Source organism: Psychrobacter sp. APC 3279, from assembly GCF_030407795.1.
In the GTDB taxonomy this organism is placed as follows: Bacteria; Pseudomonadota; Gammaproteobacteria; order Pseudomonadales; family Moraxellaceae; genus Psychrobacter.
This window is the reverse complement of record NZ_JASDCR010000024.1, coordinates 1-24,672: the sequence shown is the minus strand read 5'-3', so window position 1 is coordinate 24,672 and position 24,672 is coordinate 1. Positions and strand designations below refer to the sequence as shown.

17 protein-coding genes and 1 rRNA gene are annotated in these 24,672 nt (G+C 43.3%); 5 read left to right on the top strand and 13 right to left on the bottom strand.

Going from position 1 to position 24,672, the window contains the following annotated elements; genetic code table 11:
- Positions 1-45 precede the first annotated feature (45 nt).
- The 6 genes from QL898_RS12440 to recG all read right to left on the bottom strand — a co-directional run bounded on the left by QL898_RS12440 (position 46) and on the right by recG (position 10,421).
- A complete protein-coding gene (locus QL898_RS12440) occupies positions 46-1,047 on the bottom strand; it encodes an NAD(P)-dependent alcohol dehydrogenase (protein ID WP_290177037.1) in 1,002 nt (333 codons plus the stop codon).
- A 269-nt stretch (positions 1,048-1,316) separates the two neighbouring features.
- Positions 1,317-2,252 carry an EamA family transporter gene (locus QL898_RS12435; protein WP_290177036.1) on the bottom strand — a complete coding sequence of 312 codons (936 nt, stop codon included), beginning with the start codon at positions 2,250-2,252 and terminating at the stop codon, positions 1,317-1,319.
- A gap of 89 nt (positions 2,253-2,341) precedes the next feature.
- Entirely contained in the window at positions 2,342-3,052 is a 711-nt protein-coding gene (locus QL898_RS12430; RefSeq protein ID WP_290177035.1) for an AraC family transcriptional regulator, read from the bottom strand.
- A 108-nt stretch (positions 3,053-3,160) separates the two neighbouring features.
- Entirely contained in the window at positions 3,161-6,250 is a 3,090-nt protein-coding gene (locus QL898_RS12425; protein WP_290177034.1) for an efflux RND transporter permease subunit, read from the bottom strand.
- Entirely contained in the window at positions 6,247-7,539 is a 1,293-nt protein-coding gene (locus tag QL898_RS12420) for an efflux RND transporter periplasmic adaptor subunit (protein WP_290177033.1), read from the bottom strand. The genes QL898_RS12425 and QL898_RS12420 overlap by 4 nt, the downstream gene beginning before the upstream one ends.
- A 530-nt stretch (positions 7,540-8,069) precedes the next feature.
- The gene (recG, locus tag QL898_RS12415; protein WP_290177032.1) at positions 8,070-10,421 is read right to left on the bottom strand and encodes an ATP-dependent DNA helicase RecG; all 2,352 of its coding nucleotides are present in this window, start codon (positions 10,419-10,421) and stop codon (positions 8,070-8,072) included.
- 279 nt (positions 10,422-10,700) lie between these two features.
- Here recG and QL898_RS12410 point away from each other — a divergent pair, with 279 nt between their 5' ends.
- The gene (locus QL898_RS12410) at positions 10,701-11,705 is read left to right on the top strand and encodes a patatin-like phospholipase family protein (protein WP_290177031.1); all 1,005 of its coding nucleotides are present in this window, start codon (positions 10,701-10,703) and stop codon (positions 11,703-11,705) included.
- Positions 11,706-11,881: 176 nt separating this feature from the next.
- Here QL898_RS12410 and QL898_RS12405 read toward each other — a convergent pair whose 3' ends face one another.
- On the bottom strand, positions 11,882-12,469 hold the full coding sequence (locus tag QL898_RS12405) for a hypothetical protein (protein ID WP_290177030.1): 588 nt from the start codon (positions 12,467-12,469) through the stop codon (positions 11,882-11,884).
- A 398-nt stretch (positions 12,470-12,867) separates the two neighbouring features.
- Here QL898_RS12405 and argA point away from each other — a divergent pair, with 398 nt between their 5' ends.
- Positions 12,868-14,190, top strand: a complete 1,323-nt coding sequence (argA, locus tag QL898_RS12400) for an amino-acid N-acetyltransferase (protein ID WP_057762129.1) — start codon at positions 12,868-12,870, stop codon at positions 14,188-14,190.
- Between the two features lie 139 nt (positions 14,191-14,329).
- Here argA and QL898_RS12395 read toward each other — a convergent pair whose 3' ends face one another.
- Positions 14,330-15,061 carry an FKBP-type peptidyl-prolyl cis-trans isomerase gene (locus QL898_RS12395; RefSeq protein WP_101205997.1) on the bottom strand — a complete coding sequence of 244 codons (732 nt, stop codon included), beginning with the start codon at positions 15,059-15,061 and terminating at the stop codon, positions 14,330-14,332.
- Positions 15,062-15,517: 456 nt separating this feature from the next.
- On the opposite strand from QL898_RS12395, the gene QL898_RS12390 reads away from it, so the two are divergent.
- Positions 15,518-17,182: a mechanosensitive ion channel gene (locus QL898_RS12390; protein ID WP_290177029.1), complete on the top strand. Its 1,665-nt coding sequence runs from the start codon at positions 15,518-15,520 to the stop codon at positions 17,180-17,182.
- A 128-nt stretch (positions 17,183-17,310) separates the two neighbouring features.
- On the opposite strand, the gene QL898_RS12385 is transcribed toward QL898_RS12390, so the two are convergent.
- Positions 17,311-18,753, bottom strand: coding sequence for a hypothetical protein (locus QL898_RS12385; RefSeq protein WP_290177028.1), 1,443 nt, complete (start codon positions 18,751-18,753; stop codon positions 17,311-17,313).
- Positions 18,754-19,051: 298 nt separating this feature from the next.
- On the opposite strand from QL898_RS12385, the gene QL898_RS12380 reads away from it, so the two are divergent.
- Positions 19,052-19,834: an SDR family oxidoreductase gene (locus QL898_RS12380; RefSeq protein WP_057762139.1), complete on the top strand. Its 783-nt coding sequence runs from the start codon at positions 19,052-19,054 to the stop codon at positions 19,832-19,834.
- 179 nt (positions 19,835-20,013) lie between these two features.
- Here QL898_RS12380 and QL898_RS12375 read toward each other — a convergent pair whose 3' ends face one another.
- From QL898_RS12375 to QL898_RS12365, 3 genes are all read right to left on the bottom strand, one after another.
- The gene (locus QL898_RS12375; RefSeq protein WP_290177027.1) at positions 20,014-20,709 is read right to left on the bottom strand and encodes a lysophospholipid acyltransferase family protein; all 696 of its coding nucleotides are present in this window, start codon (positions 20,707-20,709) and stop codon (positions 20,014-20,016) included.
- Positions 20,710-20,874: 165 nt separating this feature from the next.
- A complete protein-coding gene (gene parE / locus QL898_RS12370) occupies positions 20,875-22,761 on the bottom strand; it encodes a DNA topoisomerase IV subunit B (protein ID WP_102092137.1) in 1,887 nt (628 codons plus the stop codon).
- A 110-nt stretch (positions 22,762-22,871) separates the two neighbouring features.
- On the bottom strand, positions 22,872-23,540 hold the full coding sequence (locus QL898_RS12365) for a YqiA/YcfP family alpha/beta fold hydrolase (RefSeq protein ID WP_290177026.1): 669 nt from the start codon (positions 23,538-23,540) through the stop codon (positions 22,872-22,874).
- Positions 23,541-23,727: 187 nt separating this feature from the next.
- On the opposite strand from QL898_RS12365, the gene QL898_RS12360 reads away from it, so the two are divergent.
- Positions 23,728-23,988, top strand: a complete 261-nt coding sequence (locus QL898_RS12360) for a DUF1289 domain-containing protein (RefSeq protein WP_057762147.1) — start codon at positions 23,728-23,730, stop codon at positions 23,986-23,988.
- A 564-nt stretch (positions 23,989-24,552) separates the two neighbouring features.
- Here QL898_RS12360 and rrf read toward each other — a convergent pair.
- Positions 24,553-24,666: ribosomal RNA gene (rrf, locus tag QL898_RS12355) — 5S ribosomal RNA — on the bottom strand.
- Positions 24,667-24,672: the final 6 nt, after the last annotated feature.

Genomic DNA, 24,672 nt, shown 5'->3' with positions numbered 1-24,672 from the left:
TATTGTGCTTATTTGGTGGCTACATTTAGTTGCCTGTAACGACGTTTAGTCTCTTTCTAGCACCACTCTATAGCGAGCATTACCACTCTCTAGTCGCTCAAATGCTTCATTAATCTCAGACATTTTATACGTTTCAGTGACTGGCTGAATATTATGGCGCGCAGCAAAATCTAACATTTTACGTAGCGTCGCTGGTGAGCCAACTGGCGAGCCTGATAGACTGTTCTGAGCCATAATCATTGGTGCAGCCGATATCTCTAATGGCGCTTCTAACAGTCCCACAAAATGTAGCTTACCTTTTGGTCTTAGCGTCTTGATCACGACATCCCAGTTCATATCAACGTTCACTGTTGAGATGATTAGATCGAAAGAACCTGCGGCTTTTTCAATCTCGCTATCATCTCTTGAGTTTAGTGAATGGTGAGCGCCCATCTCTTTTGCTTCTTCCATTTTTGATTCACTGGTAAATGCCGTCACTTCACAGCCCCACGCATTGGCAAACTGCAATGCCAAATGACCCAAACCACCAATACCAATTACAGCCACTCTAGAAGTTGGTTTGATGTCGTACTGCATAAGTGGGTTAAACACTGTGACACCGCCACATAACAGTGGTCCTACCGCGTTAAAATCAAGCCCTTCAGGTATCTTAATAACGCTAGTATCTTTTGCACGCACCTTATCTGCAAAGCCGCCGTGGTTACCAATGATCGTACCTTCTTGCTCAGGGCATAGGTTGTGGTCTCCATCGATGCATAGATCGCAGACGTTACAATATCCTTTATGCCAGCCAAGTCCGACTTTATCGCCCAATTCTAGATGCTTGACGTGCTTGCCTTTATTGAGGACTTTACCTGCAACCTCATGCCCACCGACAAACGGATATTGAGTCATACCCCATTCATTTTGCCACATCGATAAATCACTGTGGCAGATACCGCAGCTATGTACTTCGATTTCTACTTCGTGATCGCCTAGAGCACCTGGGTCATACTCATAAGGCTCAAATTTGCCACCTTTCTCTTGTGCTGCATATGCGTTAATCATAGTTATTCCTTATTTTCTAGTTTTTTTGAAAGATTAGTTCATAGCGATTGGTTTATCGTTCTAATAGCTGCTTATCTATTAGTAAAATTAAAATAGCACTATAAGATATAAACAATTTCTTCAATAAATTTGGTTGGACAGACTATAGCAAAGACTGACCCAACTAATCCATTCAACTTACCAGTTTTAGACTAACGACATACAAAGAGTGATACTTAGCAGGCAGTAACTCATCAAAAATACTGCTTGTGATCAGAAGTACTGCTTGGTTATTTATATAGTACATGTCTTCTTCGATACCTTGTCAGTTTTGGCGTCTTCATTACTTGCAGTGAGAGACAGATTATCATGAGTGACATGCCTAGCCAGCCAATAGGAGAGAATATTTCGCCGATTATAATGATAGCCAATATAGTGGCTACGATAGGTTCTAATAACGTGATAAGCGTGGCCTTGCTCGCCTCAATCACTCTCAACGCTTGGCCAAAGAGCAAATAACCAAAGAACATCGGCGCAATTGCAAGATACAGGGCAACGCTTATATGTTTTGCATCTAAAAACAGGTTTTCTCCTGTTAATAATAATGATGGCAACAATAAGATCGCCGACAGACCGAACATACTGGCCATTGCTGATTTCGAGTTTACCCCGTTCTCTATCATCTGACGAGCTGTCCATGAGTATGTGGCATAGGTCAATCCTGCAACTAACCCTAACAACACGCCTAGTATTCGACTATTTGCTTGTGCGTTTATATCTAAATATTGGGTTTTCCCTAAAGTCAGCAAAATAACGCCAACCACACCAAATATAAAACTTACTACCCATCGACTAGTGATTCTTTTATTGCTAATCAGACGCTCCATGATAACAGTGAAAAATGGTGCGCTAGCAATTGAAATCACTGTACCAATAGCGACACCTGCCAATCTCATAGAGGAATAAAAAGCTAAAGGATAGATAGCAACGCATAGGCTACCGATGAATAAGAGACTGGGTTTAGAAAGTAGTTTCTGTCTATCGCTTAATAAATTATTCTTAGCATTCAATACTAGCAATACACCGCCTACTCCCATAGAAAACGCACCAACGGCTAACGGACTAACGTCAGGTATAAAAGCAGACGCTGTACCTGTCGTTCCCCAGAGAACGCTGGCAGCTATCACACATAAAATAGCACTTAGACTAGATTTATTCTGCAGCATAGCAGCTACCTCTAACATTATAATGAATAACATTATTATAGAGAGTTATAGACTAATATTTGTGCAGATTAGACGGTTTGTATGTCTGGTTAGACGTGTTTTAATTTGGAAGGAGCAATACCGAAATATTTAGAAAATCGACGGCTAAAAGCACTAACATCCGTATAACCAACCAATTCGGCTATGATAGCGATAGGTGAATCAGTATGTAGTAACAAAGCTTGCGCCTTTTGCATTCTGATCCTTGTGATGTACTCAGTGACAGTTTGGTTTGTTTGCGATTTAAAGTTCTTTTTAAACTGTGTGGCACCGAGACAAGAGATATCCGCCAACACTTCGACAGAAAGGTTTTTAGCAAAATTATGGTGGATATATGCGACGACTTCTCTAATTCGAGCGTCATATTGCACAAATAGATTTTGTTGTTCTAGGAGTTTATAGAAGGTATCAAACATCAACCTCTCAACTTCAGGATTGATTTGATACCTTAACTGACTCTCTGAAAACTCCAGAAATGCCAACAATGGCGAACTTATAGAAAAAACAATTTGTGATGAATGAAGCACATTTTCTGGTAATAAGTCTGTATCCACAACGATAAACTTTGCATTCTCCTCAGCGCTAAAGTAGTGCTTTTCATTTGTCTTAACCACAACACATTCGCTTGGGATAACTTTTCCAGTATAGCTCCCAACTTCGATATTTATTGCACCTCGCAAAGGCAAAACAATCTGATGAAAGTCATGAAAATGTCCTCTAGTTTGACGAGTATATGACCTAATTGAGAGCGTGTTAATCATTTAGCATTTTCCACATTGCTACTATTGTGTCGTGTCTTGGCTCACTACTTGGCTCACTACTTGGTTAGCTATTTGGTTAGCTATTTGGCTCTCTATGAGAAGTGGCTATTAGAAGTCACTAGGCTTACCATGTGGAGCTAACCATTTTGCAAACCATCCTGATAGGTCATCCATCAAAGTATAGACGACAGGAATAACAACCAAGCTCAATAGCGTAGAGGTTACCAGACCACCCAGTACTGCTGCTGCCATCGGTCGCCTAAAAGTAGGATCTGCATCGCCCCAACCAAATACCAATGGCAGCATACCTGCACCCATCGCAATGGTCGTCATGATAATAGGCCGTGCACGCTTGCGGCATGCATCTACGATAGCCTCAAAACGCGCCAGCCCTCGGCGCTGGGCAATCAATGCATAATCGACCAGCAGGATTGAGTTTTTGGTCGCAATACCCATGAGCATAATAAAGCCAATCATCGAAGGCATCGATAAGCTGCTATTGGTAATAACCAAGCCGACAAATGCCCCACCGATCGACAGAGGTAAAGCCATTAGAATGGTAAAAGGCTGCAATAAACGACCAAAAAGTAGAATAAGTACGCCTAAAATACAAACCACACCGACGGACATCGCAATGATAAAGCCACTAAAGAGGTCTGCCATGTTTTCAGCTTGGCCCTGATCGATGATGGTAATCGAAGGTGGCAGTTGCTGCATGGTCGGCACTGCTTTGACAGCCTGTACCAAATCGCCAAGCTCGCCACTCGCAGGTTGTACCGTGATACTAATGGCACGCTCTCGATCCAGTCTACTAATCTGCGCAGGGCCAGTGCCAAAGTCTAGCGTAGCAACCTCACCGACGCGCACGCCTTGACCGGCAGGCATAGTACTCGGCACGTACAAACCTTCTAGCTGGCTAACATTTTGCTTAGCTACATCTGGTAGACGTACGACGATTGGTACTTGACGCGTATCAAGATTGAGCTTGGACAATTGCTGTTCGTAGTCACCTACGGTCGCCACACGCAGAGTCGTAGCGATATCTTGCGTGGTCACCCCCTTATCCGCCATTGCCAATCTATCTGGGGTTACCGTTAGTTCTTGGCGTGGTAGACTGCGATCACTGGTCACAGCACCTGCACTTGGTAGCCCTCGAATCTCAGACATGATTTTTTGTGCAGTTTGTTCAAGCAATTGCGGATTAGTACTGGTTAATGAAAAGTTATAGCCGCTCTCACCACCACTCGATAAGCCAACGGTAAACCGTGCTCCTGGCACCTCTTGCATCAGCTTACTAATTTTGCGTTCTATCTCTTGCTTAGTGCCTCGTTCTGCACGCGGAGCAAGCACAATATCCAAACCGGCAATGTTTTCAGCCTTACCGCCGCCACCATCTGACGCACCCATCGACGCCTGCGCCTCTCCCACTGAGGTAAAGATATTGGTCACCTCAGGCATGGCCAAAATGCGAGCACTCGCTAGCGCTGCCACGCGCTCAGTATCTGCCAACGACACGTCAGGTGTCAGCTCAATAGCCACTCGAGTTTGATCGATATCATTATCAGGGATAAATGAAGTGGGTAACAGCTTAACCAGAGCTAGCGATGCCACAAATAAAACAAGCGTTGCACCCATGGTTATCCAGCGATGATGTAGGGTCCAAGACACAATCTTAAGATAGTACTTCATCATCGCGCTTTGTTTTTCGACGTGCTTTTTCTCAGGTCGTAAGATATAAGCTGCCATCATCGGTGTAATCAGGCGCGCTACCATCAGCGAGGCAAAAATTGATAAGGCAGCCGTCCAACCAAACTGACGGAAAAACTGTCCAACGATACCGCCCATAAAGGCTGTTGGTAAAAACACCGCAATCAAAGTAAAAGTAGTCGCGACAACGGCCAGACCGATTTCATCAGCGGCTTCCATCGCTGCTTCATAGGGTGTCTTACCCATGCGTAGATGGCGTATGATGTTTTCGACTTCAACGATTGCATCATCGACCAGCACCCCAATGACCAATGACAATGCCAGTAATGAAATGATATTCAGACTAAAGCCAAATAAATACATACCCAAAAAGGTTGGAATCACTGATAACGGCAAAGCAACCGCGGCAACGATAGTCGCTCGAATATTGCGCAAAAACAGAAAGACTACCACTACAGCCAACAAACCACCCTCGATGAGCATTCTTAATGAGGCTTCATAATCCTCTGCAATGGGTGTGGCTCGGTCATAGACTTTTTCAATACTGATATTACCGACATCAGCAGTCAGCTTGGCAAGCTCCTCATCGACCAGATCCATCACGTCGACCTCACTGGCACCGCGCGATCGAGTAATGTTAAATGCCACCACTGTTTGACCGTCCAGCTTAGCAATTGAGCTTGGATCTGCTGCGCCATCAGTGATTTTTGCCATCCGACCTAAAGCCTGTGTCCCACCTGTAGGGACAGCCACTTGCAAATCGTTTAGCTCATTTGCTCGCTCAACGGCACCGAGAACACGGATGGTCTGAGTCGTATTGCCAACTTCCGCCTCCCCACCAGAACTGTCTTGCTGGATACCAGCGATTTGCTGCGATAATTGTGAAATAGAAAACTTTAGACCACTTAACGCAATCGGGTCAGCAGCAACCGTAATCTCACGCTGCAACCCGCCAACACGGCTCACGGTACTAACGCCTGGTATGTCAGATAGTCGCTTAGTAACGGTATCATCGACAAACCACGATAAATCCTCCACGCTCATATTCTCAGCAGCGACAGAGTACGTAACTACTGGAAACCCAGCAGTAGATACTTTGGTAATAATAGGATCGTTGGCGGCAGCTGGTAGATCACCGCGTACTTCGCCAACTGCTGACCGTACATCGTCTACTGCTTCTTGAATGTCTTTTTCTAAGGTAAATTCGGTGGCAATGGTCGCCGCACCCGTTTGTAGCGTGGTGCGAATATGACTCACGCCCTCGATACTGGTCAGTTTATTTTCGATCTTCTTTGCAATATCGTTTTCGAGCTGTGAAGGCGCAGCACCCGGTAGCGTGACCGTGACTACCACCGCTGGCAAATCTATGTCCGGAAACTGCTGGACTTTCATTTTCATGAAACCGTAAATACCGCCCAACGTCAGCAGCACAAACAGCAAGATAGCGACGAGCGGGTTCTTTATCGAATAAGCGGAGACGTTTAAGCTCATGGCTGTGCCTGCACTGGCTTACTGGTTTGAGTTACACCATCAACAACGCGCACTAGGTCACCGTCATTTAAGAAGCTACCGCCCTGCTTTACGATATGACTGTCACTTGGTAAAGGCTCTAGCACTGCTACGCTCTCGCCCAATCGCTCACCTAACGTGACTCGCTGCTGCTTGATACGTCCCATCGATCGATCATCTCGAGTAGTTGACTCGGTAACGAGCATCACATAATCATAACCATCACTGCTGACCACGGCGCTATTAGGAATCGTTTGCGTACTGGTACTTCCTAATAGGAATTCGCCTGTTTGATACATGCCTGCACGTATCTTTGAGTTGGCAGCTAGGCTGGCATAAATCGTAATTTGGCGGTTGTTATCTGCGGTGGGTGCGATGCGGTTTACTTGCCCCATCACTGTATCACCACCCGGTAGACTGACTTGTACAGGCGTACCGACGTTTATATCACCGATAAGCTTAGGATCTATATCTGCTCGCCATTCCAAAATGCCGCCCTTTATAATCGTAAATAGCGGATCTCCGCCTGCCACTTGACCGACTTCTACCATTTTTTCACTGATAATACCGCTGACAGGAGCGACGACTTTTGCGTTCTCTAATGTTAAACGCTGATTGCTCAAACGAGCTTTAGACGCTTGCAAAGAAGCTCTGGCGCGGACTTCCGAAGTACGGTAGCGATCGGCTTCTTGTTTGCTAATGGCATCGATATCGATCAATGGCAGCACACGTGCAGCATCAGCGCTGGCATTGGCAAGGGTAGCTTCCGCTTCTGCAACATCTGCTTGCGCTTGTAGCACTTGCTGCTCCATAGCATCGGTATCGAACACGGCTAAGACTTGACCTACTCTAACGCGGTCGCCTTCTTCGACCAAAATACGCTCGATAGCCACACCATTGACTTTTGCACTGACATTCGCAGTATCTTTAGCATTGATGGTTCCATCGGCACTGAGCGTGCTGCCGATATCATTTTGGCTTGGACTGACTGTTTCTACTGAGAGTACTGATTGCTCAATACTGGCGTCACTGCCTGTTGCTTGATCGTTTGCGACAGAATTAGCAGTTGCTGACTCATCTGCAGCGGCACTACCATCGTTGCCCCAATACTTACCAAGCAGCACCCCTATCACTAGTACGGCTGCCAATACGGGCCATAACCATATTGGTGGTTTTGAAGATGGTCTTTGAGATACAGTGTCAGGTTGACGATACGGCGGCAACTCAGATTCAGCTGACGGCTTAGAATGGGTTTCTTCAAAATCGCTCATGATAACTCTCTGTAGGTACAGTCAATATTGAAATACTCGATATAGAATGACTAAAAATATCAATCAGTCACAGCAATAATAAAAAGTGGCACGCAATCGAAGCAATGTTTGGAAAGCCTGATATAAGGCTATGAGCGTTACTTACAGAGAGTATTACGATGTTCTCTAAAGCCCTGTTTATTATTATAATAGTTCATCAAATTATCGAGAATAGCATATATTTAGTCATCATCTTATTTTTATATATAGGGTCTAGCGTTCATAAATTTAATTGAAACTTAGACCTAATATCTGTGTAGTGTTCAAGCATATCGACCAATTCAAAGAAATAAGATCGCGTATAGTCAGTCGCTGAATATCTGATGTATTCAGCGACTGACTATGGATGGAGTATCATCTATAAATAATTTTAAAGTTGTGGCCATACTATTTGCTTATATCCAGAGCTAGGTTCAATGATGCACTGAACCTAATTGCCAATACCGATACTAAGCACTAAACACTGATTACTAGACAACGGACACTAAACGCTAAGCATTGGTATAACGACTGGCTTCTGGCATCCAGCGATGAATCAATTGACTAACATCTGGTTTACGCGCTGGATCTGCAATCAAATGCTTCGCTAACCGCTGAGCAATGGCAAATAATTGCTCATCACGGATTAGGTCAGCCAAATAGTATCCAACGTTACCTGTTTGGCGCTTGCCCAGTAGCTCACCCGGTCCACGCAGCTCTAAATCCTTTTGGGCAATGATGAAGCCATCGGTACTATCGCGTAGGACGTTTAGTCGCTCAGTACCTGTCTCCGATAGCGGCTTTTGATACAATAGTACACAGAAGCTTTTAGTCGAGCCACGTCCGACTCGCCCACGCAGCTGATGCAATTGTGATAGCCCCAAACGCTCTGCATTTTCGATAACCATGAGCGACGCATTAGGCACATCGACGCCTACCTCGATGACAGTCGTCGCAATCAGCAAGTCTAGATTACCTGCTTTGAACTCCTGCATGATGGCTTGCTTATCAGCAGACTTCATCTTGCCATGTACCAGTCCAATACGAATATCTAGACGTTCGTTTAAGTCTTCATAAGTGGCTTCGGCTGCCTGCGCGTCCAATACGCTAGACGATTCTACCAGTGAGCATACCCAATACGCTTGCCTGCCCGCTTCGCAATTGATCGCGATACGTTCTATGACTTCATCGCGTCGATTACGATCGATAGTTACCGTCGTAATTGGGGTACGCCCCGGTGGCAATTCATCAATGATTGAAGTATCCATATCGCCATAGACGCTCATCGCTAAGGTTCTTGGAATCGGTGTTGCGGTCATGATTAGCTGGTGTGGGGTACTATTCGCCACGCCTTTATTGGTCAATGCCATACGCTGCTCAACACCGAATCGATGCTGCTCATCAATGATAACCAAGCCTAATTTAGCGAACTGAACTTGCTCCTGAAACAGTGCATGAGTACCGACCACCACTTGCACGGTATTTTCTGCAACCGCTTCCAATGCTTCGCGGCGTTGTTTGGCCGTTTGCTTACCTGCGAGCCAACCGACACCAATACCTAATGGCTCAAACCATTGCTTAAAATTCAGTAGATGCTGCTCTGCCAAAATCTCAGTCGGTGCCATTACCGCGACCTGCCAGCCACTATCGAGCGCATAGCCTGCCGCCCCTGCTGCCACCAACGTCTTGCCAGCACCCACATCTCCCTGTACCAGTCGTAGCATCGGAATTGAGGTCGCCATATCCGCAGTAATGTCTTTCATCACTCTTTTTTGCGCACCCGTTAAGTCAAAAGGCAATGCAGAAAACAGCTTATCAGCAAGAGGACTATTGGTAGTGCATTTGGGTGCTTTATGCTGATGTAGCTGCTGGCGACGATATAGCAAACTGAGTTGATGCGCAGTCAACTCTTCGATAATTAAGCGCTGGCAAGCAGCATGCGTACGAGCACTGAGTTGAGTGAATAGTTTGTATTGCTGAGACGCGCTAGTATAAGTAGGCGGCGTATGCAGCAGTACCAATGCTTCAAATATCGTTAAATTATAGACATTATGCTGAGCAATACTGGCAGCGACGTTATGTATGTCATTATCTGCCTGATAGGTAGAAGGATTGGGTTTATATACGCTATTGCCAATCGCATTATCAGGCACGCTGCGTGCTAACGTTGAGAAAATATCTTCGGTATATTCGGCCTCTGATACTGTTGATTTAGATGGCTCAAAAGGCACTAATGGCAAATCCGATACAACTGCAAAATCTTCAGCCGTAAACAATGTCATCGGCAGACCTTGGCTCCGAACCGTTTGCAATGCCAGTTTAATTAAAGTGCGCAGCTTGTTTTGATGTAAACCTTTGACAGTAGGATAAATAGGCTGCAATCCCGTATCAGTCATGACTGTATTATCAGTGATAACTTGATATTCAGGGTGATGTATCTGCTTACCGTAGCGGCTGACTTTGACCTCACCAAATAGCTGTAAGCGCGTTCCCAAATTCATGGTCTGTACCAGACCACGATAGACCTTAAAAAACCGTAACGATATCGTACCCGTATCATCGTCCACCGTCACAGTCATCCCACTGCGCTTGGTATCGACATGAACGATATGACCAGTAATTAGCGCTGATTGTCCATGCTCTACATCACCGATTGATACCAGTCGACTACGATCTTCATAATCACGGGGCAAATGTAATAGCAAATCGAATATCCGCTTGATATTCAATTGCGCCAACTGCTCTGCGACTTTTACCCCTACACCTGCTAGCGCAGACACTGGCATATCTAGTGCTGACAGCGGCATATCAGATCTAAAGTGATCTAATGAGTTAGATGAGGCATGACTCTCCGATATTGGCATTAAAGATCCTAACAATATTATTTTTAATTTTTGTATGCTAAATCGAGCATTTTTAGTAGGCTGCACATAATGACTTGTAGCATAGAATAGCTATAACGATAGTACGTATAAAAAGTCGACTCATTTCATTATAGCTGACAATACAATTGCTTATGCTAGGCTATTTAGTAAAATAGCACCTATACAGTCCATCTACTATAGATAAACCGCTTCTCCTCATCATATCAATAACTGATGTCTTATTTTTTGAATTCTGGCAATTTCGTAAGGTGTTTTTCTATGCTTATTTCTATTTTGCCTCGTCAGTTTCGTCACAATCTGATTCGTCATAATCTAAAACTACTGAGGTTGGGCTTAATACCAATTCTCGGTTTGTATATTAGTGCGTGTAGCACGTTGACATCTACTACTCCCAAAACTCCAGAGCCTGTTATTAAGGCTCCTACTGTCGCACTGGTTTTGGGTGGTGGCGGTGCGAAAGGGTTTGCCCATGTGGGGGTCATCAAAGCTCTAGAGGAAAATGGTATCAAACCGACATTGGTGGTCGGTACGAGTGTGGGTAGCTTTATTGGCAGCTTATATGCCAGTGGTTACACGCCGGCACAGCTTGAGCAATTGGCACTGACCACTACTGATAGCCAGCTCACAGACTTTACCTTGTCCAATCAAGGTTTTATCGAAGGTATTAAGTTAAAAAACTTTATTAATAGCAAAGTGAATGCGCGTGCTATAGAGGATTTCCCTATTGCTTTTGCGGCAATCGCAGCAGAGAAACACACACTAAAGAAAACAGTCTTTACCACTGGCGATGCAGGGCTTACCGTACAAGCGTCCTGTAGCGTACCCAATATTTTTATTGCCCCGCGCATTCCTGAAAAGGTCGGTAAAAAATATATCGATGGTGGTGTGGTCAGTTTAGTACCAGTAGATAGCGCCTATGACTTAGGTGCTGATATTGTCATTGCTGTAGATGTAAGGGGAGCTCAAAGCAGTGATAATACTAATAATCAAATACCGACTATGAACTCATTGAGTGACTTTTGGGGCTTTCTCGAAACCAATATTCTAGCTACCAACCTGACGACTAATCGCTCCGCGTCAAATCAGAGCGAGCGGGATCGAGCGGATATTGTTATTACTCCCAATGTCGGTCGTAACAGTTCGATAGATACGAAGCAGCGACGCAGTCTAATACAAGCAGGCGCTCAAGCTACAACGCCGCAAATCAATACTATCAAACAACTTATTCAAGAGAAATCTAGTAGCAAATATGCCACGCTGTAATGGAGTATTATTAATTACTTATCAGCAAAAATACCAAACGTCCTGACACACATCATAAAAAAGCACCGCAGCTATAAACTGTGGTGCTTTTTTATTGATAGCTTTCAATACTAAATGGATAGTTTTCAGTGCTAGCTATATCAATGCTAGCTAAATTTTAATCCAAAAATTCAGGACTATTTAACGCGCGCGCGATATTTTACAGCAACCGTATCATTTAGACCTACGCCCTCTAGGTCCCAACGTACCGCTTTATAGTATTTAAACGCGACATCTTGTAGTTGATTATCTACTTTGGTACGTAATGGCATACGAGCAAAGTTATTGCCATCTACACTGCCATATGGAAATTCAGGAGCAACCGTTTTTAATAGTTCTACCTGCTCTGGAATGCTCATCGTAACGGTCATTTTACGGACGCGATCTGCATTGGTATTGGTAAAGTACCCTTGATATTCCAATACATTGCCTGACTGCAAACGAGTATTGGTATCTACAGGGACGAGTACTTCTTGACCATTGGCATCAACGCTGACCAACGACGCTGTAATTCTGCTGTTAACGGCTTGAGCACTTGAGTTGCTGCTCTTGTTGGCATTTGTCTGAATAGCCATTGAGCTATCAACCGCTTGCTCTGGTGTTGGCAGCATTGCTGAGGCTTGTGTAACTACCATCGCACCGATGAGCGTACCGGCAACAACGTGAAATAAGCGGTGGCCGCTCCAAGCACTGAACGGGCTAGCAAACTGGTTACTTTTTTTCATGATTTTCATTATCCCTGGTTGATATATCGGTAAAACACAGATGGTGCAACTTAAGTTATTTTTATAATTTGTTCAACAGATAAAACGCATTACGATGTACACAAGATATCGCTGTGAAATAGTCCATACAATCTATGAAAAACATGAACTCACTTATCTAACCTGATTATCTTCGCTCAGCATCTGTAAAGCAATAGCGCTTAGCATAACAAAAAGCATTTGTACGTACATTAACCCAGTGTTGAGGTTGTGTATATCAGCGATTGGCAATTAGAATGCTTGAATACAGCTGAAATAAAAGATAGCTCATAACCGCGTTTTTTGCTATGGTAAATCTTTAGCGTTAGGCATTTTTTTGCTGCGCCCCTTTTCTTATTCTAACGACTACTGCTCCCATTATGACTACTAGCTCCATGCCCCAGATTAACCCTGAATACGTCCATTGGTTCCGTAACTCTGCACCCTACATTAATACCCATCGCGGCAAAACTTTCGTGATCATGTTTGGTGGTGAAGCGGTCAATCATGCGAATTTCAGCACACTTATTCATGATTTTGCCTTGTTGCATAGCTTGGGTATCAAGCTAGTACTGGTACACGGGGCACGACCGCAAATTGAAAAGAACTTAAAAGACGCTAACATTGAATCGCCGCTACATCAAGACATCCGTATTACGCCACGTGCAGCGATGCCATCTATCTTACAAGCCGTTGGTGCTATTCGTTTACAGATTGAAGCTCAGCTATCAATGGGGCTGGCCAACTCTCCGATGTATGGTTCACGTATCGATGCGATATCGGGTAATTTCGTGACAGCTCGCCCATATGGTATCCGTGAAGGTATTGATTACCAAATGACGGGTGAAGTGCGTTCTATCGATGTGGAAGCCATCAAAAACAACCTACTTCATGACCATATCGTTGTACTAGGCTCGATGGGCTACTCTGCGACTGGCGAAGTATTTAACTTACTGGCCGAAGATGTTGCCCTAAGCGCTGCCGTAGCACTTGGCGCTGACAAGCTTATCTTCTTAGGTGAAGAAGCGGGTATCAACGACGACGATCGTTTATTACGTGAAATGATTCCAAATGAAGTTGATCGCTTCTTACGTGACCGTGATCTAAATTGTGAAATCAATTATTTCTTGAATTGTGCAAGCTTGGCCTGTCGTCAAGGCGTCCATCGCACGCATATTATCTCGTATGCCAAAAACGGCGCATTACTAGAAGAACTATTCACACGTGATGGTTCTGGTACGCTGATTAGCCACGACCCTTATGAAGAAATTCGCCGTGCCAATATCGATGATGTAGTTGGTCTTATTGAGCTGCTGTCACCTCTAGAAGAGCAAGGTATCTTGGTCAGTCGTTCACGCGAGCGCTTAGAGCAAGAGATTGATAACTATAGTGTGATTGAGCGCGATGGTATGATTTTGGGCTGTGCAGCATTGCATACGCTAGATTCAGAGTCAGCGGAAGTTGCCTGTGTTGCCGTGCGCCCTGAGTACCGTAGTGGTAGCCGCGGTGCAGATTTACTAGCGTTTCTAGAACAGCAAGCGCGTAGCCATGGTTTGTACAAGCTGTTTGTTTTAACCACTCGTACCGCGCACTGGTTCGTCGAGCAAGGCTTTGCTGAGGTTGAAGCCAGCGCTTTACCTGAAGCACGTTTAGAAAAATACCATAATGGCCGTAATTCTAAAGTCTTTCAAAAGAATCTATAGTTTATTACTAACCTAATATCGGCTTTATAAGCTCTATATCAAGTTGACATAAATATTTACCCATAAAAAAGCCTTCATAATTATATGAAGGCTTTTTTGTAGGCTAAGCACCTAAACTAATAATATCTGCTTCAGATACTTATTTTACTTTTAATAGCTCGACAGTAAAGATAAGCGTACTGTTAGGCTCGATACCAGCGTTACCAGCTTCGCCATAAGCGATGTCTGATGGAATATAGAACTCGTATTTTCCACCTTCTTTCATCAACTGTAGACCTTCAGTCCAGCCAGCGATTACTTGGTTTAGTGGGAACTCGATTGGCTCACCGCGCTCATAAGAGCTGTCAAACACCGTACCATCAAGCAATTTACCTTCGTAGTTTACTTCAACCACGTCAGTTGCTTTTGGTGATTTACCAGTACCTGCTTTGATAACTTTATACTGTAAACCAGACTCTGTTTGCTTCACGCCTTCTTTTTTAGCGTTTTCTGCTAAGAACGCAGTACCAGCGGCTTTATTTTCTGTCGCTTTGGTTTCCATGTCTTTAACAAACTGCTCTTCTTGCTCTTTTTGATAGTCCATCAATACTTGTTGCATCTGCTCTTGGGTCAATGCTGATTCATTGCCTTCGTAGCCATCACGGAAGCCTTTTTCAAAAGTATTTAGGTCTAGATCTTTGACAGCGTCTTTATTGCCTTCTGCCATCATGAAACCTAAGCTATAACCTACTTTTTCATTAGCTGAGCTTTGTTCAGTAATGGAAACGCTTTGAGCGGCTGTTTCTTGATTGCCATTGTTGGTGCTACAGCCTGTTACTAACAACATAGCGCTAGCAAGTGCACTAACGCCTAAAGTAGTGATTTTTTTCATAAAGTACTCTCTAATTGTAAGAATAGTGGCGAGATGTCACATTCCTCTATAATAACAAATCTTAGTTTTGGGAACCACGCTTTGCACGAAATTATCGGGCCAATGTATAGTCTATGTTAATATCTTCTATCATAATAACAAGTTATCACACAAATATAGTAACAGGTAAAGCTTTCTGTCTTTAAATCCATCAATACATCAGCTAAGCTGAATTAGTTAAGGAGATAAGTAACCGAGCGTTAATTTTTATCAAAAATAAGCAGATATCGATAGCGAAGTCACTGTAATATAAATAAGAGATACTGCTGATAATAGTTTATGCTCAAAAACGATAATATCTCTATATAACTGATTCTAAAAATACTATTTATGACAACCATCTGTATGTCTTGCTCACTAATCGCTGTATGAACATTGTTTTTGGCGAGTTATATAAGATGCTTCAAGGAGGATAAGATGAACCCAATGTACACATCTTTTAACGGCTATCTCGGTGGACCTATCGGTTCCATCATTGGTGCTATTTTGATATTCGTTATTGGTTGGCTAGTAGCCCTTGGTATCGCAGCACTGGTACGTGGCGTACTCTCTAAAGTTAATCTCAATCAACGTATGAACTCTTCAACTGGTAAGACCTACGACCTTGAAGGTATCATCTCCAAAATTGTTTTCTGGTTTATTTTCATCATTGCTATCTCAGGCGCACTTAGCCAATTAAACTTAAACTCTATCTCAGCACCATTCGCAAATATGGTTAATCAAGTATTGGCATTTATCCCTAATCTTATCGGCGCTATCGCACTTGGTGTGATCGGTTGGGTCGTGGCTACTGTTGCACGCACAGCGATCAATGCTGCACTCGCGAAAACCTCTATGGATGAGCGTTTAAGTGCACAAGCTGGTGTAAAACCAATGAGCAGCACGATTGCTGATATGGTTTACTGGTTCATCTTATTGGTTGTGTTGACCATGGTACTTGGTCAATTAGAGCTTGATGGTTTGTTCGCTCCACTAACTAATATGGTCGACAAAATCTTTAGCTTCATCCCTAATATCATGATTGCTGGTGTGGTCTTCGTCGTTGGTTATATTATTGCCAAAGTCGTACGCGGCATCGTCACCAATCTTGTTTCTACTTTTAATGTACAAGAATTGGCGTCAAAAGCAGGTTTAAGTGAGCAAAACAGCTTGCCTAACATTGCAGGTTCATTAGCATTTCTTGTGGTTATCATTCCAACCATTATTGCTGCTCTAAACGCATTAAAAATCGAAGTAATTGCTCGCCCTGCGACCAATATGCTTAACAAAATTATGGAAGCATTGCCAAACATCTTTATGGCAGTGGCTATCCTAGTAGTAACTTTCTATGTTGTACGCATGGTTGCCAACATCATCAAAGGTCTGATTGAGAACACTCAAATCAATCAACTACCTGCGAAAGTTGGTCTACAAGAAACCATGGGCGATAAGAAAATTTCTGACCTAGTTGGTTATGCGATTATATTCTTCGCTATGCTATTTGCTGCTATTGCAGCCGCTGACTTGTTAGGTTTCGAGCCTATCTCAGCTATTATTACGATGTTTATCGCATTCGGTGCAAACATCATCCTAGGCGCAATTATCCTATTCATCGGATTCTGGCTTGCCAATATCATTGCAGGTGTGGTTGAACGTTCTGAGCAAGGTTCACAATTCCTAGCAAACATCGTACGTGTATTGATCATGGGCCTAGTATTAGCAATGGGTCTAAAAGCGATGGGTATTGCCGATTCAATCGTTAACCTAGCATTTGGTCTAACACTAGGCGCGGTAGCCGTTGCCTTTGCTCTATCATTTGGTCTTGGTGGTCAAGAAGCTGCAGCTCGCTTCTTACGTAAAATGCAGGATAAGATGGATCATGAACGTACTGAAGCGAAAGCAAAATCTGCGCTACAGCCAAGTTCATCAACTCAAGAAAAAGTTGCTGATTCAGTTCGTGAAAACACGCCATCTGCTGCTAGCACACCTACCACTGATTTACGTACCGATGTAGTTGATACACCACGTGTTGATACTAATGACATCTACAACAGTGATGACGTACTTCCTGGTAGCGGTCTCAATGACGACCTCAATAAATAAGTATTTTTGATTGTTTAGTTTAGATACGAAAAAGACAGCCTAGGCTGTCTTTTTTTATGTCAGTAAATATATTAATAAATCTGTGGTTCTTCTTATTAATAAACGGGTAGAAAGCTAACTACGTCTATCTACTGCTTATCTTTGCGCGCTGGAATCGTCAAGCTCATCTGTACTTGAGGTAATTTTTCTTTTTGCGCCTTCGCAGGTTTACTATCTTCCACGCTACTAGCAGGTGGTGTATTTTGCTTATTCATCTCTTGTTGTTTTAGTTTCTGCATTTGCTTAGTAAGTTGGCGCTCCCTTTGAGTCATCGCATCAACTGGCTGAATCCACAAGTCAATATCGAAAAAATTCTCATTATTTTCAGTGATAAAATCGATACCAAGCACGACTACATGATGTAGCTCAATAATTGGCAAACGTGTGGCAACGTCTTGTGCGATCTTCGCTAGCTTTGGTTGGACAGCGGCTTTACTATTAGGTCCTTTTGACTCCTGACCATAAAACACCAGTACATAATGTCGTCCCAAACTTTCATAAGAATGTTGGTGTACCACATAGCCATCTTTTTGCAGCGCTGCGCTTTGTTTAGGGTGTCTATATAGCGTACGGATAAGCTCGTGACGTGAAAACAAAGACTCATCTAGTAGTTGTTGTTGCCAGTGAGCGAGCGGTGTTTCTGTCTGTTCGTCGTTATTAGCTACGTGCTTTTTACCATACGTATCTATCATCTGCATACTCAGCTGAGACCATATCGTGGCTGCTTGTATCATATGCTGATGGTACATCTGAGCAGTTGAACTTTGGTTCTTGTAGGCAAGCGTGATGGCGACCAGTGCTGAGTTAGGTTCGTCTTGTACTTCATTTTTGATGAGCGCATTATCAACTACAATGGCAGGAGCAAACAGGTCTGGGCTTTGTAAAAAGCGCTCAACCAAAGCGTTTTCTGACTCGAAACTTGGAATATGATTTACAGCCGACTGCTGTAGCTGCTCCAGATGATAAACTAAGAAACGCCATAACTCACACGGAGTTCGTACCGCTGCTGCTATTGAGTACCAATCATCCCAACTAAAGACTTGCAGCTGCTGCATGCTTTCGCTCATGTCGACAACTAAGTCTTCTAAAAAGTAACGAACCCCAAAATTGTGTTTAAGTCGCTGTAGAGCACTGTTTGAATTGTCATCGTTATCATCTTGATTGAGCCTGCTACTTCCTCCGACAAGCTGAATATCAAAAATCATAGCTTCATAACCAGCTGAAGCATTGTCTTCATTTTGAGACGATAATGACTTGTACCATGTAAGTGCTGACTTTACCGCAGTCATACGCACAGCCTCAATGTCAGCTGATTCTGTATCATAGGGTAGATATAGTGTCAGCTCCAACAGCTGTAGCTTGCCAAGTGGTAGCTGATATTGATAGTGACGAGCGATGTACTGAGCATTGTATTCATGCTCAATCGTATGCATGCCTGCTAGAGTCGCTGCCATAGCATCTGCTTGTAAATAACTGACTAGCTCAGTCGTCAGATAGCCCCAGTCGGGCATAGTAGTAATCGAATGGGACACAAGTTCCAACCTTCTATTATCGTATGGTGAATATCGCACATGCCAGCTCATGATAATAACCACATCATTATCGCGTATTACAAATATCTGAATGATGCAAAATTATGCTACATAAGCACTATCAGAGACAGTCGCTTTCAAAGCGATCACTTGTTATGATGATATCAAAGCAGTATTGCTTGCGTGCAAGTTTATGGGTGACAAACTGTACTTAGTTGTATTTATCGAAACCATAGTCATTGAAATTTTAATCATCGAATTTTTAATGACTATTATATAATAATAAGGATTAAACATTATGAAGCGTTTTAAAGAAAAGACCGTCGTTGTAACGGGTGCAGGCTCTGGTATTGGCCGTGCAACTGCTATTCGCTTTGCCGAGGAAGGCGCTAGCGTGGTTTTAGTAGGACGTACGGCAGCAACACTAGAAGAAACTGCAAAAGAGTTGCCGCAAGATCGTACCTGGATTCATACCGATAATTATCTCATTATTACATGCGATATCAGTGTCCAAAGCCAAGTACAAGAGATGGTTGAACGTGCTATCGACAAATTTGGCAAAATTGATATCTTGGTCAACAATGCTGGCAAAGCAACCCAAGGCAAAATCACAGAATTATCTGCTGATGATTGGCGCTCTGCTATCGATGTGAATCTAAACGGGACTTTTTACGTCTCTCAAGCGGCTATGCCTCACTTAATTGCATCAAAGGGCAATATCGTCAATATTTCATCGCTCTCAGGTGTGGGTGGAGACTGGAATATGGCTGCTTACAATGCTGCTAAAGCGGGTGTGACCAATTTAACCCGTACATTGGCATTAGATCATGGTTCAGATGGCGTTCGTGTTAATGCGGTTAATCCAAGCGTCACCAAAACTGATATGACTACGGCTATTCAAGATAATGAATCTAAGACGGATAAGTTTTTAGCTCGCTGTCCGCTTGGACGCTTGGCAACCCCAGAGGATATCGCCGCTGCCATTACTTTCTTAGCAAGTGATGATGCCTCTATGATTACTGGTGTTAATCTACCTGTTGACGGCGGTGTTAGCGCTTCTAACGGCCAACCACAGTTCTAAATCGTTAAGCTGATAGACATCCAAATATTATTCAAGAAAAGCCCCTGATACCATCATATCAGGGGCTTTTTAAATATGAATTATTGGAACTTAATTGTAGGTAGCTTTGAGTTTTCATACCTGTCATATAACCAGTGATTTTAACTTAACTAATTGAACTATTATTAATACTATCTAGCTTATTCAGGTGCATTATTGATATCTTGTAGTGGCTGCGACAAACGCTCAAGATGTCTTGGCAACACCCCTTTATACTGAGAATATATTTTTGGTAAATCCGCTTCAATATCACCTGTAGGGTAAACCAGCGACATAAACCGTATTTCTTTAGTATTGTAGTCCATCGCTACTGGCAAAATCGGTACACCAGCACCCACCGCTAAATAATAAAAACCTGTCTTCCACGACTCAGTATATTGCCGTGTCCCCTCTGGTGATAATCCCAAAAATAAGGGTTCACCAGTTTTGAACTTATCAATACTGGCTTGAAGCACAGAGCCTTTATTACCACGATCGATAGGAATGACCCCTATCCAATTTAATAATTGCGCAAATACAGGTACTTTAAATAACGTGTGCTTGCCCATAATGCTGATTTTGATATCTAATGCAAACAGACTTGGAATCGCATAAATACCATCCACATTAGAAGTATGTGGCAGAGCAAGCACTACAGCTTGTGAAATATTTGGAATCTCGCCTACCGTACGCCAACCTGACGCCTTTAACAGCGCGGATGCAATAACAGGCGCAAACTTGTTGCCACGCTTAGGAACCTTATCTCCCAAATGCTTTTTGCTAAGTTTTGGGAGTACTTTGGAGCGCTCAGGTTTAGAAACAACAGACTTAGAACGGTTAAAAATCTTCGGTATCATGACAGCACAATATAATGAAAGGTACTGACATAATACCATTAAGCCTTTGTGGCTAGGCTAAATTTTGCGTGCTTTTATTATGTGATAGATCGTTTAGCCATAAATATAAGTAATGACCTATTACGATATTCTGCACCCATATTTCTTTAAATTCATTGCTACCTTTTAAGAAATATCGGCCAAATCACCTTTGCTCTCGAGCCATGACTTACGATCAGAGGCACGTTTCTTAGCCAGTAGCATATCCATCACGCTATTGGTCAGTACCATGTCATCCATATCTAACTGTACTAAGCGGCGTGTATCACGGCTCATCGTCGTCTCACGTAGTTGCTCAGCACTCATTTCACCAAGCCCTTTAAAGCGTGTAATCTGAGCTTTTTTATTGCCCGGTACGTTAGCCAAGATATGTGCAAGCTCCGGCTCATCTAACGCATAGTGAACCTCTTTACCCACATCCACTCGATACAAGGGCGGCATGGCCACAAATAAATGACCCGCATCCACTAGCGCAGGGAAATGCTTCACAAACAAAGCGCAGATCAATGTCGCAATGTGCAGACCATCAGAGTCAGCATCCGCTAAGATACATATCTTGTCGTAACGTAGCTCAGACAAGTCATCAGAGGCAGGATCAACACCGATAGCAATGGCAATATCATGAATCTCTTGGCTTGATAACACCGTATCTGATGATACCTCCCACGTATTTAGGATTTTACCGCGCAGAGGTAATATCGCCTGATAATGACGATCTCTGGCTTGCTTAGCACTACCACCCGCAGAATCACCCTCTACTAAGAACAGCTCAGCGCCATCACGCAAATCACCACGGCAGTCTGCCAATTTACCAGGCAATGCGGGTCCCTGAGTAATCTTTTTACGAGCGACTTTTTTGGCAGATTTTAGACGACGACCTGCTTTATTAATCGCCAATTCAGCGATTTGCGTGCCCATTTCCGCATGCTGGTTTAACCATAGGCTAAAGGCATCTTTTGCCAATGTCTGTACAGCGCCCGCAGCCTCTCGACTAGATAAACGCTCTTTGGTCTGTCCAGAAAACTGTGGCTCAGAGAACTTAAGAGACAGGATATAGTTCACCCCGTCCCAGACATCTTCTGCGGTTAGCTTCACACTACGTGGTAGCAAATTATGAATATCGCAGAACTCACGCAGTGCTTCTAAGATACCTGTGCGTAGTCCGTTGACGTGCGTACCGCCCTGAGCTGTCGGAATCAAGTTCACATAGCTTTCTTGAATCGGCGTACCACCATCAGGCAACCAAGACAAGGCAAAGGTAATAGCCGCTCGTTCGCCCGCTTTCGCATCATAATTATAATAAAACGGCGCTTCAGGCAATGTTTCCAAACCATCTAACTGTTCGCTTAGATACTCGACCACCCCATCCGTAAACTGCCAAACGACTTTTTCATCATTGATATCATCAGTGAATTCGATCGTCAGTCCAGCGGCCAAAACAGCCTTTGCTTTTAAATTATGCTTGAGCTGTTTTACATTGAATTTGGGCGTATCAAAGAAACTACCATCCGCCCAAAAATGTACTCTGGTGCCACGTTTGCGCTTGTTTGAGCTGACTGCTTCAGTCAATGGCGTAACTGGTGCACCATTTTCAAATGCCATGTCGAACTGTGTGCTATCACGCCATACCGTAACTTCAACGCGGGTTGATAGCGCATTGACGACAGAGATACCCACTCCATGTAGACCACCTGACACCTCATAATTAGAGGTCGAAAACTTCCCACCTGCATGCAAACGGGTCAAAATCAGCTCAATACCAGATTGACCAAACTCAGGGTGAATATCAGTTGGCATACCGCGCCCGTCATCTTCGACAGACAACGATCCATCACTATGCAATTGCACCTTGATGGTTTTAGCATAACCAGCCAACGCTTCATCAACTGAGTTATCAATGACCTCTTGCGCCAAATGATTCGGGCGCGTGGTGTCGGTATACATACCTGGACGACGACGGACTGGCTCAAGACCTTCTAAAACTTCTAACGATTGCGCATTATATTGACTCACAAATGCATCCTTAACTGTTCGCGTGCGTTTAATTCTATTAAACCATTATAACGAAAAATAGTGACGTTAACGTTAATACTCCATCGCTTACGTCATATAATGTCGTCTATTTAAGGTTGTACTAAACTCTGTAAGATATTCATCACCATCGGCAGCTGCTCATCAAAGTCACTGAAGCGATGATCGCCACCTACTTGCACCGTTACCGATGCGCCATGACTTTGATAAAAATCTTGAGACAATTCAGAATTCAACAACTCATCGCCTTCTTTTAATAGCACAGCAACTTTATTAGGATAATTTACTGATAACAGCTGATGGTCTGCAAACCACTGTAAATCTGCGGGCGTAATTCTCCAGCCTCCCGCTGTCGTATGCAGGACTTTGCTAGTAGATGACTCATTTAAATTATCTTGACTTGATACTGGTTTATTAGAGAAACGCTGTAAGGTGATATGGGGCTGGATACTAGGGTTAAGCAATAAAACTGGGCAGCCTATCTGGTTGCTTATCACAGTAGAAAAATACCCACCCAATGAGCTACCGATTAATACCGTATTTGATAACTCAGTCTGCTTATCTGCTGATTTTCTATCTTCACTATTATTTAGCGCTTTGATTAAAGACAGTAATTGCTCACACACTTGTGCTGGGGTTTTATTTAAATCAGGACGCAGCACATTAATATCAGGATGATGAAGCTGACAATATTTTTCTAACAGCACCCCTTTGGTCGAGTTGGCATCACTGTCCAATCCATGGATATAAATCAAGTTCACGTATCATCTCACTTATTAATTTTGTTATGATTATCTTATAAAGGCTATCAAAGCTAAGCATAGCACCCGCTAGACGGAAATAATAACAATAAAATGGCACACTATTAGTCAGTATTTGCGACATAATAATGTTGTACAGTGATTTTATGCAGGTCAAAGGAATGACGGTAGTCATTATGGAGAAGTCATGAATCAACAGTTTGAGCTGTTCGAGATTGCCAATCCATGTATTGGTCTTTGCCAAAGTAATAAGAAGGGTTATTGCTTTGGTTGCCTGCGTAGTCGAACTGAGCGCCAGCTATGGCATGACATGACGACAGAGCAGCAGCGCGAGGTGCTACGGCTTATCGCAGGACGGAAGCTGCGTATAGAACAAATGAAACAGCGTAAAGATGAACAGTTAGGTTTTGATTTTGAAGAGATACCTGAGATAGGTGAGTTGTTTTAAGAAGTAATTAATCAGGCCAGACATGCCAACAGTATCCTCAAAATGCGTTAAATTTCGCTAAAATATATGCCCAATAACCTAACAGTAGAATCAGTAGTACCCACGGTATGGCGAAACACCAATAATATAAATCGCCAGTAGTAAATACGTAAAAATAAATAGCCATTCCAACACTGATTACAAGTGAAGCTGCATATCCAATCAACAAGGTAAAGAGAATGTTATTCTCAATTTTGGTTAAGCTTGGGCTTCCCTCTGCACACATATAGAAAAGAAACCCGAAGGCAAAAGCCCCGCCAATAGTAATATGCATAAATGATATTAGAACCAGCAACCAAATTGACACGCATACTTCCTTATTAGTCTAATGACGGCTTTGTCTTTAATACAGTGCTTTTTACAAGTTAGAAGCGCTTTCAATAAAAAACAGCATACCTTCAAGTTTTTCTATAATCAATACTGCAATACGCTTGCTAGAATAAATTAGATAAAGAAGCCGTCACCAAATCATAGCCAAAGAAAATCCCCCGACAAGCTAATGTCGGGGGATATTTCAGAATAGAGAGCTGACGATGACCTACTCTCACATGGGCGAACCACACTACCATTGGCGCTACGATGTTTCACTTCTGAGTTCGGGAAGGGATCAGGTGGGGCCATCGCGCTATTGTCGTCAGCAAAGGG

Bases quoted from the DNA above. Each gene is read 5' to 3' on its own strand.
- recG (WP_290177032.1), bottom strand. From the start codon at position 10,421: ATGCCAATATCGGAGAGTCATGCCTCATCTAACTCATTAGATCACTTT.
- QL898_RS12410 (WP_290177031.1), top strand. From the start codon at position 10,701: ATGCTTATTTCTATTTTGCCTCGTCAGTTTCGTCACAATCTGATTCGT.
- argA (WP_057762129.1), top strand. From the start codon at position 12,868: ATGACTACTAGCTCCATGCCCCAGATTAACCCTGAATACGTCCATTGG.
- QL898_RS12420 (WP_290177033.1), bottom strand. From the start codon at position 7,539: ATGAGCGATTTTGAAGAAACCCATTCTAAGCCGTCAGCTGAATCTGAG.
- QL898_RS12425 (WP_290177034.1), bottom strand. From the start codon at position 6,250: ATGAGCTTAAACGTCTCCGCTTATTCGATAAAGAACCCGCTCGTCGCT.
- QL898_RS12440 (WP_290177037.1), bottom strand. From the start codon at position 1,047: ATGATTAACGCATATGCAGCACAAGAGAAAGGTGGCAAATTTGAGCCT.
- QL898_RS12375 (WP_290177027.1), bottom strand. From the start codon at position 20,709: ATGATACCGAAGATTTTTAACCGTTCTAAGTCTGTTGTTTCTAAACCT.
- QL898_RS12380 (WP_057762139.1), top strand. From the start codon at position 19,052: ATGAAGCGTTTTAAAGAAAAGACCGTCGTTGTAACGGGTGCAGGCTCT.
- QL898_RS12435 (WP_290177036.1), bottom strand. From the start codon at position 2,252: ATGCTGCAGAATAAATCTAGTCTAAGTGCTATTTTATGTGTGATAGCT.
- QL898_RS12430 (WP_290177035.1), bottom strand. From the start codon at position 3,052: ATGATTAACACGCTCTCAATTAGGTCATATACTCGTCAAACTAGAGGA.
- QL898_RS12360 (WP_057762147.1), top strand. From the start codon at position 23,728: ATGAATCAACAGTTTGAGCTGTTCGAGATTGCCAATCCATGTATTGGT.
- QL898_RS12405 (WP_290177030.1), bottom strand. From the start codon at position 12,469: ATGAAAAAAAGTAACCAGTTTGCTAGCCCGTTCAGTGCTTGGAGCGGC.
- QL898_RS12390 (WP_290177029.1), top strand. From the start codon at position 15,518: ATGAACCCAATGTACACATCTTTTAACGGCTATCTCGGTGGACCTATC.
- QL898_RS12395 (WP_101205997.1), bottom strand. From the start codon at position 15,061: ATGAAAAAAATCACTACTTTAGGCGTTAGTGCACTTGCTAGCGCTATG.